Origin of the sequence: Psychrobacter sp. UBA3962 (assembly GCF_002385225.1) — a bacterium.
Classification (GTDB): domain Bacteria; phylum Pseudomonadota; class Gammaproteobacteria; order Pseudomonadales; family Moraxellaceae; genus Psychrobacter.
In genome coordinates this window covers 1-12033 of record NZ_DGDC01000019.1, presented here as the reverse complement: position 1 = coordinate 12033, position 12033 = coordinate 1, and the positions used below count along the sequence as shown (strand labels likewise).

Genomic DNA, 12033 nt, shown 5'->3' with positions numbered 1-12033 from the left:
GCGGTAAATAGACTTATGACAGCTGCTCTAAAATCTCATCGGGGAAATCAACGTTGGTATGCACGTCTTGTACATCATCCAAGTCTTCAAGCATATCAATCATCTTCATCACTTTTTCAGCATCTTCAAGATTATCGATTAACGCTGTGGTTGAAGGTGACATGGTCACTTCCGCATTGCTAGATTCAAATCCTGCTTCGGTTAAGGCGTCCTTAACGGCACCAAAGTTTTCTGGTTCAGTGATGACCAATAAGCTTTCCCCATCGTTTTCGATATCGACAGCGCCAGCGTCTAAGGCCACCATCATAATGTCATCTTCTAATGACACATCATCGAAGATAATCTCACCACGTTTGGTGAAGAGATAGGCCACTGACCCTGAAGTCCCTAAGTTACCATCAAACTTAGTAAACGCATGACGCACTTCACTCACAGTACGGTTTACGTTATCGGTCATGGTTTCAACCAATACCGCCACACCGCCAATGCCATAACCTTCATAAGTCAGCTCATCCATTTCGCCGCCTTCAGAGTTACCGGCGCCACGCTCGATTGCACGTTGGATGGTGTCTTTGGTCATGTTGGCCGACAGGGCTTTTTCTACTGCTGCCCGTAATCGAGGGTTAGTTTCTGGATCTGGTTCACCTTGCTTGGTTGCTGATACAAGCTCACGAATAATCTTGGTGAAGATTTTGCCACGCTTGGCATCCTCTTTGGCCTTCTTGTGCTTAATATTTGCCCATTTAGAATGACCTGCCATAATGTGTTTGTCCTTATCAATTACGTTAAACAAATTAATTGTCAAATACGACGTTAATTTTATAGTGGCCTAAGGGCGGTATGGTTGTAGAAATAGGCCAACCACAGCCCCTTAAAGCCGCTGAGCTAAAGATTTATAAAATTTGTATTATAGGCTGATTAGACTTCTTTTCTAAAGCTAGCTAATTATAGCAGAAATATCTATTTTGATTTCAGTCCTAGTTTAGGACCGATAAAGCCATAAAGTAAGTCACTAAGGGCTACGGTATTACCGATAATATTCTGTATATTAAATTAACTGTGGCTGAAACAAAGTTGAGGGAATAGCTAACATTGTTAATCGAATCACGTATAATGAGTCTCCATTATAGACTAGCCACCCGTATTTATGAAAAAACTATCCTCAAATACGCTAAATCACCTACGTGATCGTATCCATATTATTATTGAAGGAACGGATACGCCTTTAGGTAAGTTATTTGATATTGTTCTGCTGATTGCCATTGCTACCAGTGTGGCAGTGGTAATGCTCGATAGTGTGCTGTATCTACGATTGCAATTTGGTACAGTCTTCTTTTATGCAGAATGGTTCTTCACCATTTTATTCACTATTGAGTATTTACTGCGATTGTTCTCGGCGCCAAACCGAGTACGTTACGTTTTCAGCTTCTTTGGTATAGTGGATTTACTGTCAGTATTGCCAAGCTATCTAAGCTTGATATTCGGCGGAGTTCAATACCTGATCGTGGTTCGTATCCTACGTATCTTACGGGTATTTAGGGTTCTTAAGCTCAAGTCTTACATGCAGCAAGCAGGATTTTTGGCCGCAGCGCTTAGAACCAGCCAGCAAAAAATTACGGTTTTCTTCTTGTCATTGGTGCTGCTGGTTATGATTTTCGGCTCGGTCATTTATGTGGTCGAAGGACCGGAGAATGGCTTCACCAGTATCCCAGTATCTATCTACTGGGCGACGGTTACGCTGACCACGGTAGGTTACGGGGATATGTCGCCCAAGACCCCTTTAGGTCAGTTTATAGCGACCATGGTGATGATGACCGGTTACTCCATTATTGCGGTACCAACTGGTATCTTTACCTCAGAGCTTGCCAAAAGTATGCGACCTCAGTTGCACCCTGTCACTTGCCCTAATTGTGGCAAGTTTGGTCATGCCGCTGGTGCTCAGTTTTGTGATCGATGTGGTCACGAGCTACATATTTAATTTTCGGTTATAATTTATAGACACTGCTGTCTTAATCTCTTTATGGGTTAAATAAAATAACAATGCCTAATCTACTAAGAAAGTCTTTTAATGTTGTCAATCGTGTTCGTCATACTGCCAGTGTTGCCGGGTTATCCGCGTTAAGGGTTGCCAAAGGGGAGCGACCTGATGCGGTGATGTTACGTGAGACCTTTGAGCAGTTGGGCACTACTTATATCAAAATTGGTCAGTTTATTGCCAGCACGCCCTCATTATTCCCCCGTGATTATGTGATTGCTTTTCAAGGGTGTCTTGATCAAACCACGCCTTTGCCTTATAGCTACATTGAGCAAGTGCTAAAAGAAGAGCTGCTAACTGAGGGTCAAAGCTTAGAAGATTTATTTAGCAAAGTTGAAAAAGAGCCTTTGGCGTCGGCAAGTATTGCTCAGGTACATGCGGCAACTTTGCCTGATGGGCGCGAAGTGGTGCTAAAAGTCCAAAAACCTGATGTTGAAGTCATTATGCAGACCGACCTTGGTGTGCTGCACGGCGTTACCAAGCTTATGGAAAAACTAATGCCACAAATGCGTTTTGCGAGCATCTCACCTATTATCGATGAGATTCGTATTCGGATGATGGCGGAAACAGATTTTATTGCTGAAGCGTCTAATATCCGAGATTTTCAGCAATTCTTGCAAATGACAGGCAATACCAAAGTAGTGGCGCCAGAAGTGGTGGAAGAGCTCACTACCAAGCGGGTGCTGACCATGAGTCGTCTGCATGGTATTTCTATGGTAGATGAAGTGGCGATGCGTCAATATTGTGACGATCCCGCTCAAGTCATGGCCGATACTTTAAATACTTGGTTTGCAAGCCTTATGTTCTGTAACAGCTTCCATGCTGACTTACACGCTGGCAACCTGATGCTGTTAAAAGATGGCCGAATCGGCTTTATCGACTTTGGTATCGTCGGTAAGCTTGCGCCAGAGAGTTGGCAGGCGTGTATGGGAATGATGCAAGCACTGCAAGACAATGATTATGTCACTATGGCCAGTTGTATGATTGATATGGGGATGACCCATGAGCGTGATAAGGTCGATCAAGCGCAATTGGCTGGCGACTTGGCTAAGATGATTACCCGTATTATGGCTGAAGACAAAACCTATACAAGTGGTAAGCCCTTCAATAGTAAAGAGCAGGCGGATGAGCTTAACAAAATGATGTTAGAGATTGTCGAGGTCGGCAAGCGTCATGGTATTCATTTCCCTCGTGACTTTGCTTTGTTGACTAAGCAGATGCTTTATTTTGACCGTTTTATGCGCACTTTAGCCCCTGATATGGACATGTTTAGTGATGCCAGGGTGAGTCTATTAGGCAGCGACTTTAAGCAATAGAAGCTAAGTATTACAAGCTGAGTAGTAATAGACCAATACATATTTGCGATTTGAGTAGACACTTAACAATAAGTGGTGGTTATGATAACTAAATTACCTCTATGGATTTTAATCGGTGGAGCGGTTCTAGCCTTTAGTGCTGGCTGTGTAAATATTATCGCTTTAAGTGGCTTTACCAATCTTTCTGTGTCCCATGTGACCGGTAACGTTAGCCTCTTTTCTTCAGCCATCGCTCGCCTTGATTGGTCCGCTATCTTTTTTATTGGGGCATCGCTACTGTCTTTTTTGGCCGGCTCCATATTAAGTGGTTATCTAATAGGGCAGCGCTCATTAAAATTAGGTCGTCGATATGGACTGGCCTTATTTATTGAAGCCAGTTTATTATTCTGCAGTTTTTTATTGTTCTTTCAGCACGTATATTGGGGTCAGCTATTAGCCGCTATGGCCTGTGGTCTACAAAACTCAATGGTAGCGACTTATAGTGGCGCGGTAATTCGTACCACGCACTTAACTGGTCTTACCTCAGATATGGGGGCTGCCATCGGTAACTGGCTGGCGGGCCGTCCTGTGAATAAAATGATGTTGGGGTTTCAAACCATCATTTGGTACAGCTTCTGTGGCGGCGGTGTGGTGGGGGCTTTCGGTTACTTTGCCTTAGGTTATACGGCCATGTTAATTCCAGTGGGAATCGTATTAACGGCAGCACTGCTATATCAAATTACTTCAAATAGACTGCCTGAAATGCGTCAGGAATAAGCTTGTCTTTTTAAAGCTTACATCAGTTGAGCTTGCCATAATTTAATGGCGAAGGTGATAAATAATAATCCCACTAAGCTCATGCTCGATACGATTAATAAAGGGTATTGGCTAAATTTTCGCGCCAACCCCTGACCTGCGAAGGCCAAAATACTAAGATAGACGAAGCTAATGCACTGCAAAATTATTGCCAATAACAAAAAGGTCAGTAAAGGGTGCGGGTAATTCGGGTCTACAAATTGAACAAAAAACGATAAGAAGAATAAAATGGCTTTAGGATTGGTTAAGCTCAGTATCATCGCCCGATAAAAGTAGTTTTGATGAGTGGTTGGGACACTTAGTTTCGGGCTAGCTCCTGCCAATACTGCGCGCTGGGTAAAAGTGTTATAAGCGCCGATCAATAGCTTCACCCCAAGATACATTAGGTATAAGCCGCCCACTAATTTTATGGCATTAAACAGAGAAGGGTACAGCTTTAGCACACTGCCAGCACCAAATACGGTGATTAAGATTAATATACCGTCGCCGACGAAGATACCGGCTATGGCTCGATAACCTTTGCCGACACCTTGTGAAGCTGCGACTGATAAACAGTAAAGGCTGTTAGGGCCTGGCAATAATATAATGGCGATGGTGCCAAGAATATAAGCTGTAAGGTCAGTTATCCCGTACATGAAGGCTCCTATCGCCTATTAGTATTTAACCGCTGACTAGGTGTAAGCCAGTTATCAAGTGTAAGCTGATTATTATAGTTAATTTTGTTTATCTTGCATCAAAATTTAACTCTCTTTTTAAGTTATTCTGGCAGTTTGTAGGGATTAGAGACTAGCTTAGCGTAGTGCTTAAGCAGTTACTTAAATAATTAATTAAACTACTGCTTAAACTATTAACTGATAATACCCCGGTTAAATACCTCACGTAGCTCAAAGCTGGTATGAACCTGACTGACCCCTTCAATACGGTTCAAGCGGTGTAATAAAAACTCCTCATAGTGGGCCATATCTCGGACCACCACTTTTAGCAAATAGTCTTCACTCCGACCAGTGACAATGCTACAGCTCACTACCTCATCAAAACTTTGAATCTTATCTTCAAACTGGGCAAATCGCTCTGCGGTATGTCTATCCATGCTCACGGCAATATATATGGCCAGACTATACCCCAACTTTTGTGGGTTTACTTCGGTGTGATAGCCGGTGATGATGCCACTTTGCTCTAAGCGTTTGATGCGCCTAGCACAAGGGGTAGGGGATAAATGAACTGCTTCGGCAATATTAGTGATACTCATACGCGCATCTTGTTGCAACAGTACTAAAATCTGACGGTCGATACTATCAATCTCGAAGTGGTCCGGATGGTTTGAGTCAGTGGAACGGATAATTGTAGTCATTAATAGAGATTCCTACTTAGATAATAGTGTATTTAGCTAATTAATATCCATTTTATAGATTTTAACACTAATATTGGTCAAAATTCAGGCTCATTTTGCAGTATTATTTTCAATATACTTTGTTATGATATTCAGTATAGATTAATATATAAAGCAGCCAACAAGGACTAGCTATATAATATTTATTAAGTTTGTATTTATTAAGTCTGTGGTACCTAGCTGTTAATTGTAATTAAAAAAATCAGACCAATGAGGGCAATCCATGAGTCAAGTTACTAACCAATCCCCAACTGTTGAACCAAAAATCAAGCCAAAGTTCGATGCTTTTGACTTTCGTAAATATCAACCTTTTGCGTTTGCACCGAATCTACCAGATCGTACTTGGCCGAATAAAACTATTGAAAAAGCTCCAATGTGGGCCAGTGTGGATCTGCGTGATGGTAACCAAGCTCTGATTGATCCCATGACCCTTGAACAAAAAATGCAGTTTTTTAAACTGTTGGTTGAAGTGGGTTTTAAAGAAATTGAAATTGGTTTTCCGTCAGCGGCACAAGTTGAGTTCGATTTTGCTCGTAAATTGATTGAAGAAGGTCATATTCCTGATGACGTCACTATCCAAGTGTTGGTCCAAGCGCGTGAGCATCTAATTGAGCGTACTTTTGAGGCGTTACAAGGGGCCCGTCGTGCGGTAGTCCACGTTTACAACTCAACCAGTAAAGTGCAGCGTGATAAAGTTTATGCCAAAGACTTAGAAGAGATTAAAGAGATCGCAGTAAAAGGCGCGAAGATGCTTCAAGACCATGCCGCTAAGTATCCTGATACTGAGTGGGTCTTTGAGTACTCTCCAGAGAGCTTTAGCCAAACTGAGCCAGATTTTGCTGTCAAAGTAGTTGACGCGGTCAATGAAGTTTGGAAGCCAGAAGAAGGTCAGCAAGTTATCATCAACTTGCCAGCGACTGTCGAATCCTCTATGCCTAACGTCTATGCTGACCAAGTAGAATATTTCTGTCGCAATGTGAAAAACCGCGAACACATCATTGTTAGCTTGCACACCCATAATGACCGCGGTAGTGCCGTGGCAGCCGCTGAGCTTGGCGTGCTAGCAGGGGCAGATCGTATTGAAGGCACCTTATTAGGTAATGGTGAGCGTACGGGTAACATGGACATCATGATTATGGCCATGAACCTTTATAGCCAAGGTGTTGACCCAGAGCTTGATTTAAGTGACATGAGCCGTATCGTGCAAGTGGTCAGTGAGTGTAATAATTTACCGGTACATCCGCGCCATCCTTATGTCGGTGAGTTGGTATTTACCGCCTTTAGTGGCTCACACCAGGATGCCATTAAGAAGTCGCTTGACTATAATGAGAAAAATAGTGAATTGACGCAGAATATCTGGGATGTGGCCTATCTACCGATTGATCCGGCACACATTGGTCGAAGCTATCAAGACGTGGTCCGTATTAATAGTCAGTCAGGTAAAGGCGGTGTGGCGTATATCCTACAGCGCAACTATGGCTTCAACTTACCACGTTGGATGCAGATTGACTTTAGCCGCGTGGTACAACAAAAGGCGGAAGATGCCGCTCGTGAGCTGAAAAACGAAGAGATCTTAGAAGCCTTTGAAAACACCTATCTAAACAATTCAGGCTATGAGTTATTAGACCATAACATCAATAACAAAGGGGGTGAGGTCGAATTTAACGGTCAAGTTACCTTAAATGGTGAGACAATCGATATCTCTGGTCATGGTAATGGTCCGCTGTCGTCCTTTATCGATGGGGTAGCCCGTTATACTGGTAAAAAGCTACACATTATCAACTACTCAGAGCACGCGATTAGTCCCGAGTTTACTCAGGGTGATGACGATGAGGGTCAAAGTGATAAAACCAATGCGAAAGCTGCGGCCTATATCCAGCTAAACGTTGATGGTGAGATTTACTCTGGCATTGGTACTCATACCAGTACCGTATCAGCGATGCTAAAAGGCGCATTATCAGCATTGTCTCAAGCGTTTTAAGTTGATTTAAGCTTAAGCCTACTGGTAAACACTAGGCCTGCTATTCATAGTCAACTTTCATAAAAAAAGACCTGTCTAAGACAGGTCTTTTTTTGTATATACAGTTTCTATTTTGACCAAATAGCTTTGTGCTTTTGAAGCAGCTCTTCCTCAGTCTCAATACGCTCAGGATCTGGGATAATACAGTCAATTGGGCAAACCTTGTCACAGGTCGGCTCGTCATAAAAGCCCACGCACTCTGTACAAAGGTCGGGGTCAATAACATAAGTCTTTTGCCCTTTTTGATCATAGCTAATGGCCTCGTTAGGGCATTCAGGCTCGCAGATGTCACAGTTAATGCACTCAGAGGTAATCTTTAGTGCCATGGTCGTCTCCTAAAGGGTTACAGATTAATACTCGCCTAAAATCCAACCACTGATATAGGCAAAGTACTCACGGAACCAAGCATTGTATCGGGTCTCTAATGGGGTAGGGCTTGCCATTGTCACCAGATTGGTATAGCCCTGATGCTCAGCAATGGCTTTGGAGCGGGGTATATGAAAGTCACTGGTCACAATAGCGATTGGATCGTCTAATGTGATCCCTTTATCGGTTAGGATTTTTTGACTGAATAAAAAGTTCTCTTCAGTACTGGTGCTTTTTTTCTCTTGATAAATGTCATCAAGTGGGATGCCATATAGCGCATATAAATACTGGGCCATGGCTTCGCCTTCGCTACGAGTTTCACCGATACCCACACCACCACTGGTAATGACAATGGCTTCTGGCTGCTCTCGAATTAAAGGCACCGCCGTATCAAGCCGGCTAGCTAAGGTAGGCGTGGGTAGGCCATCTTGGATACCTCCGCCTAAGATAATAATAGCATCCACTTTTTCAAAAGCTTCGTTAGGCTGTCTAATATGGCTGTGCAGGGTAAAGGCAAATACTAAAAAGCTGACAAGCCAAATGCCAAATGCCACCCAAAGCGCTTTCCAAATCTTGCGTAAATAATGATATTTACTGAGGAGCTTCTGGATCTTACGCCAAAGAATACCATGGGCAATAAATACCATGCCTAGTAAAAACGGCACAACAGTACCGAAATTAATTTTATCAGCAGCGATTAAAAAAGTGCAGTCAATAACTAGGATTAAACCGACAGTTATTAACAGGAATCTTAAAAAATTTGGCATAACTATGGGTTACGGTGAGAATTAACTGGGTATTATAACGTTAAATAATAAATATTGGGGCTAAGCGACATTTTTGTTACTTTATTTTGGCATATAAAAAAGCTTGGCTGCTAGACAGCCAAGCTTTTAAACGTCCTTGCTTAATTTTGTGTCCCTGGTTATGGATAGGGGTTCCCTATTTAACTAGACTTCCAGTTATGAATAACCAGTTAGGGATAGAAAGTTATAACATAGAGGTTAATAACTTTATTTTAATAAGTTAATGACTGATTAACCTTGACCGACAGCGGTACAGTTTTGGAAAGCACTGTCATTAGAAGGGGTGTTTATATTGATTGCTTGCGCAAAAGGTGACTCTTCAGAAGGGACACTGGCAGTCAACGTATAGCCTTGTGTTGAGTTAAAGGCAACGGCTGTTTCATTGGTATTGGCTGGATCAAGTTGTAATTACTGAGTGTTACCCTCTACTTCGAAAGAGGCTTGAGTGGGAGTACCAGATTGATTAATGGCGTAATTAACAGTGACTTGTTTGCCCTGATCGCATTGATAGTTGGCACTGACCTGATGAGGAGAAGTGGTGGCTTGATCGGGAGCAGTTTCAGCAAATGCTGGCGCGCCAAGAACTGTTGAGATACCAAATAATGCGATTGCTAATTTTTTCATAATAAAACTCTTTATATTTTAGTGAATTAAAATGCGCATCACCTCTTTATTAAGCATGGCTGTTTTGCCGTTTATCTAAATATCTACCTATGTATTCACTCATAGCCTAACCACTTGGGCACGGCGACTCTTTATTATCAAAGCGTCTTGTTTCATCTTTTAGAAGTAACTCTAAATGCCGTACATAAATGTTTAGATAAACCTGCTTGTGATGGCAATAAAAATATTAAGAGTTCTTGCCGCGTCTCTGTACTCAAGCTTTGTAAGGTTGCGTTAATTGCAGGAATAATAACTTATTGGATTATTTAAATCGGGGGCGCTGTGTAATCAGCGCCCCCTAATGTTGTCGTAATGCTTCAGATAAGGACATTTATTTTAAAATGTTGCCATAAAATATTGAACCATATCAGACAGTTAACCTCAAAATAACTGACTGAGACAAAGCAGTTAGCTAAATATCGGCTGTTTTACATTTTTCATAACCAAGGCAAACTGTAACACCTCACGATCAATGTCCTTAAACGGATTAATAATTTGTGCTGTCCATCCCGAACCCAATGCGGCTTCTATAGGATTGCCTTTTTTGTCCCACATTTGCTCAAGCGTATAGGTCAAGTTGCCTTTAGGGGTCATTATCTCTATTGTGTCGCCAACCTCAAGTTTGTTTTTAATCTCTAAAGTAAGTCGGTCATCAGTGATATTAGTTACCTCAGCGACAAACTGCTGCTGATCAGTTTTTGAAGCCCCGTATTCATAGTTTTGATAATCGCTGTGAACGTGACGACGTAAGAAGCCTTCCGTGTAGCCGCGGTTGGCTAGCCCATCTAAAGCTCCGATTAATGACTCATCAAACGGCTTGCCTGCGACCGCATCATCAATGGCTTGGCGATACACTTGAGCAGTACGGGCCACATAATAGTGCGACTTAGTACGGCCTTCAATTTTTAAAGAGTGTACGCCCATAGCGGTCAGCTCAGGCACCAATTCGACGGCGCGCAGGTCTTTGGAGTTCATGATATAAGTGCCATGCTCATCTTCATACATGGCCATCAACTCACCTGGACGGTTTTGTTCTTCTAGTAACACCACTTCATCGCTTGGCGCTTGCACATAATCATCACCCATAACCACGTCACCGTTAAGATTGACGGTTTCGATTTGTTTTGAGTCGGCATTTTGTTTGGAGTCAGTATTAGCGGGGTTAAATTGCTGTACTTCATTTTGAACAGGCACGATATCACCGGTGACGTTCTCTTCAGCTTTATAAGTGTTGTAACTCCAGCGGCAAGCATTGGTACAGGTGCCTTGGTTGGCATCACGTTTGTTGATATAACCTGACAATAAGCAACGTCCAGAGTAGGCCATGCATAGCGCACCATGCACGAATACTTCAATCTCCATGCCGGGTACTTCATCGATGATTTGCTTAATCTCTTTTAGCGACAATTCGCGAGAAACGATGACGCGGCTTACTCCCATTTGCTTCCAGAATTTAACCGTTGCCCAGTTAACGGCGTTGGCCTGTACTGACAAATGAATTTCCATCTCTGGGAAGTTTTCACGCACCATCATAATCATGCCAGCATCTGACATAATTAAAGCATCAGGCTCCATTTCAATGACGGGACGGATATCTTCGATAAAGGTTTTAAGCTTGGCATTATGGGCCTGAATATTGACCACCACATAAAACTTCTTGCCTAAGCTATGCGCATATTCAATGCCGCGGCGTAGGTTGTCTTCATCAAAATCATTGTTACGCACGCGCAGGCTGTAGCGTGCCTGACCGGCATATACCGCATCCGCACCATAAGCAAAAGCATACTGCATGTTCTTAAAAGTACCAGCAGGGCAAAGTAGCTCTGGAGTGCGCGGCGTTTGAGGGTTTTGATTTGATTGAGTCATGACATTACCTATATTTTGGCCAGCCCTAATTATTAGCTGGCTTTGGCTTTGTATGTGAGTTGATAAAGTGTGGAAGCAGATTATATGCTTAGGAGCTGGGCGTATTATAAGCTATATACTCTCATCATTAAACGTATGCAGGCTAAGAAGCGTCTATAGAAATAAAAAAGAAAGTCAGTTTTATGCTGACTTTCTTTCAAGGTAATTGATTATTTGCTTAGATCAATCAGATCATCAATCGTTACTTAGCATTAAGCTTAGTTTTGTACAAAGATATCAGCTTTTCAAACTGTTCGGGGGTTAGCACTCCGCGAGCATTTTTTATGCAGTTTCGGCGAAGTTCCATATGAGCCATTTCGGTATCACTGATTCGGCGCATTAGTGGGGTAGTGATATCATCATCAGCTCCTTCAATGAGCGCAATTCGCAATTGTCCGCGTAGCGCCTTTTCATTGGCTTGTAGCGCCATACGCTGCTTCATAACTGCTTTACGATAAGTAGCAAACGCTTCAACTTGCGGAGGCGTAAGTTCTAATTGCTTTTCATGGGTCATAATAAAAGGCATAAGCTCGATAATAGGAAAGCTACTGTCTGCGTCTACACTAAGGCCTTTGTCTTCAACAGGTTGGATTAGACTTGTTAAGGTAGTGGCTGGCAAGGCAGTATCTTCGACTACTTGCTTTTGTACCGAGTGGCTAGTGGTTGGAGAAGTTTGACAAGCGGTTAATAATAATCCTGAAAATACTATGGCTAGTGCTAATGCCAGTCAGTTAAGG

Annotated in this window: 12 protein-coding genes; 4 read left to right on the top strand and 8 right to left on the bottom strand. The window is 42.5% G+C overall.

Translation table 11 applies throughout. From position 1 onward, the window contains the following. Positions 1 to 13: 13 nt before the first annotated feature. Complete coding sequence (locus B3S92_RS04690; protein ID WP_077447628.1) at positions 14 to 760, bottom strand: YebC/PmpR family DNA-binding transcriptional regulator; 747 nt, start codon at positions 758 to 760, stop codon at positions 14 to 16. A gap of 387 nt (positions 761 to 1147) precedes the next feature. Here B3S92_RS04690 and B3S92_RS04685 point away from each other — a divergent pair, with 387 nt between their 5' ends. From B3S92_RS04685 to B3S92_RS04675, 3 genes are all read left to right on the top strand, one after another. Continuing rightward, a complete protein-coding gene (locus tag B3S92_RS04685) occupies positions 1148 to 1978 on the top strand; it encodes an ion transporter (RefSeq protein ID WP_077447629.1) in 831 nt (276 codons plus the stop codon). A gap of 62 nt (positions 1979 to 2040) precedes the next feature. Beyond that, positions 2041 to 3351: an ABC1 kinase family protein gene (locus tag B3S92_RS04680; RefSeq protein WP_296203233.1), complete on the top strand. Its 1311-nt coding sequence runs from the start codon at positions 2041 to 2043 to the stop codon at positions 3349 to 3351. A gap of 81 nt (positions 3352 to 3432) precedes the next feature. Then, on the top strand, positions 3433 to 4107 hold the full coding sequence (locus B3S92_RS04675) for a YoaK family protein (RefSeq protein ID WP_296203230.1): 675 nt from the start codon (positions 3433 to 3435) through the stop codon (positions 4105 to 4107). 17 nt (positions 4108 to 4124) lie between these two features. Here B3S92_RS04675 and leuE read toward each other — a convergent pair whose 3' ends face one another. Beyond that, positions 4125 to 4781 carry a leucine efflux protein LeuE gene (gene leuE, locus B3S92_RS04670; RefSeq protein ID WP_296203227.1) on the bottom strand — a complete coding sequence of 219 codons (657 nt, stop codon included), beginning with the start codon at positions 4779 to 4781 and terminating at the stop codon, positions 4125 to 4127. A gap of 212 nt (positions 4782 to 4993) precedes the next feature. Then, positions 4994 to 5497, bottom strand: a complete 504-nt coding sequence (locus tag B3S92_RS04665; RefSeq protein WP_296203225.1) for an Lrp/AsnC family transcriptional regulator — start codon at positions 5495 to 5497, stop codon at positions 4994 to 4996. Between the two features lie 262 nt (positions 5498 to 5759). Here B3S92_RS04665 and leuA point away from each other — a divergent pair, with 262 nt between their 5' ends. After that, complete coding sequence (gene leuA, locus B3S92_RS04660; RefSeq protein WP_296203222.1) at positions 5760 to 7517, top strand: 2-isopropylmalate synthase; 1758 nt, start codon at positions 5760 to 5762, stop codon at positions 7515 to 7517. Positions 7518 to 7624: 107 nt separating this feature from the next. Here the strand turns inward: leuA and B3S92_RS04655 are convergent, their stop codons facing one another. The 5 genes from B3S92_RS04655 to B3S92_RS04635 all read right to left on the bottom strand — a co-directional run bounded on the left by B3S92_RS04655 (position 7625) and on the right by B3S92_RS04635 (position 11915). Beyond that, positions 7625 to 7882, bottom strand: coding sequence for a YfhL family 4Fe-4S dicluster ferredoxin (locus tag B3S92_RS04655; protein WP_296203219.1), 258 nt, complete (start codon positions 7880 to 7882; stop codon positions 7625 to 7627). Between the two features lie 24 nt (positions 7883 to 7906). Continuing rightward, positions 7907 to 8587 carry a YdcF family protein gene (locus B3S92_RS04650; protein WP_349678946.1) on the bottom strand — a complete coding sequence of 227 codons (681 nt, stop codon included), beginning with the start codon at positions 8585 to 8587 and terminating at the stop codon, positions 7907 to 7909. A gap of 549 nt (positions 8588 to 9136) precedes the next feature. After that, positions 9137 to 9352 (bottom strand): DUF7606 domain-containing protein, encoded by a 216-nt coding sequence (locus tag B3S92_RS04645; protein WP_296203214.1) that lies wholly within the window; start codon positions 9350 to 9352, stop codon positions 9137 to 9139. Positions 9353 to 9799: 447 nt separating this feature from the next. Further along, positions 9800 to 11257: a tRNA 5-hydroxyuridine modification protein YegQ gene (gene yegQ / locus B3S92_RS04640; protein WP_296203212.1), complete on the bottom strand. Its 1458-nt coding sequence runs from the start codon at positions 11255 to 11257 to the stop codon at positions 9800 to 9802. A 241-nt stretch (positions 11258 to 11498) separates the two neighbouring features. Beyond that, complete coding sequence (locus B3S92_RS04635; protein ID WP_296203210.1) at positions 11499 to 11915, bottom strand: Spy/CpxP family protein refolding chaperone; 417 nt, start codon at positions 11913 to 11915, stop codon at positions 11499 to 11501. Positions 11916 to 12033 lie beyond the last annotated feature (118 nt).

Coding starts and splice junctions, on each gene's coding strand:
- B3S92_RS04685 (WP_077447629.1), top strand. CDS start 1,148: ATGAAAAAACTATCCTCAAATACGCTAAATCACCTACGTGATCGTATC.
- leuA (WP_296203222.1), top strand. CDS start 5,760: ATGAGTCAAGTTACTAACCAATCCCCAACTGTTGAACCAAAAATCAAG.
- leuE (WP_296203227.1), bottom strand. CDS start 4,781: ATGTACGGGATAACTGACCTTACAGCTTATATTCTTGGCACCATCGCC.
- B3S92_RS04645 (WP_296203214.1), bottom strand. CDS start 9,352: ATGAAAAAATTAGCAATCGCATTATTTGGTATCTCAACAGTTCTTGGC.
- B3S92_RS04675 (WP_296203230.1), top strand. CDS start 3,433: ATGATAACTAAATTACCTCTATGGATTTTAATCGGTGGAGCGGTTCTA.
- yegQ (WP_296203212.1), bottom strand. CDS start 11,257: ATGACTCAATCAAATCAAAACCCTCAAACGCCGCGCACTCCAGAGCTA.
- B3S92_RS04665 (WP_296203225.1), bottom strand. CDS start 5,497: ATGACTACAATTATCCGTTCCACTGACTCAAACCATCCGGACCACTTC.
- B3S92_RS04680 (WP_296203233.1), top strand. CDS start 2,041: ATGCCTAATCTACTAAGAAAGTCTTTTAATGTTGTCAATCGTGTTCGT.
- B3S92_RS04690 (WP_077447628.1), bottom strand. CDS start 760: ATGGCAGGTCATTCTAAATGGGCAAATATTAAGCACAAGAAGGCCAAA.
- B3S92_RS04655 (WP_296203219.1), bottom strand. CDS start 7,882: ATGGCACTAAAGATTACCTCTGAGTGCATTAACTGTGACATCTGCGAG.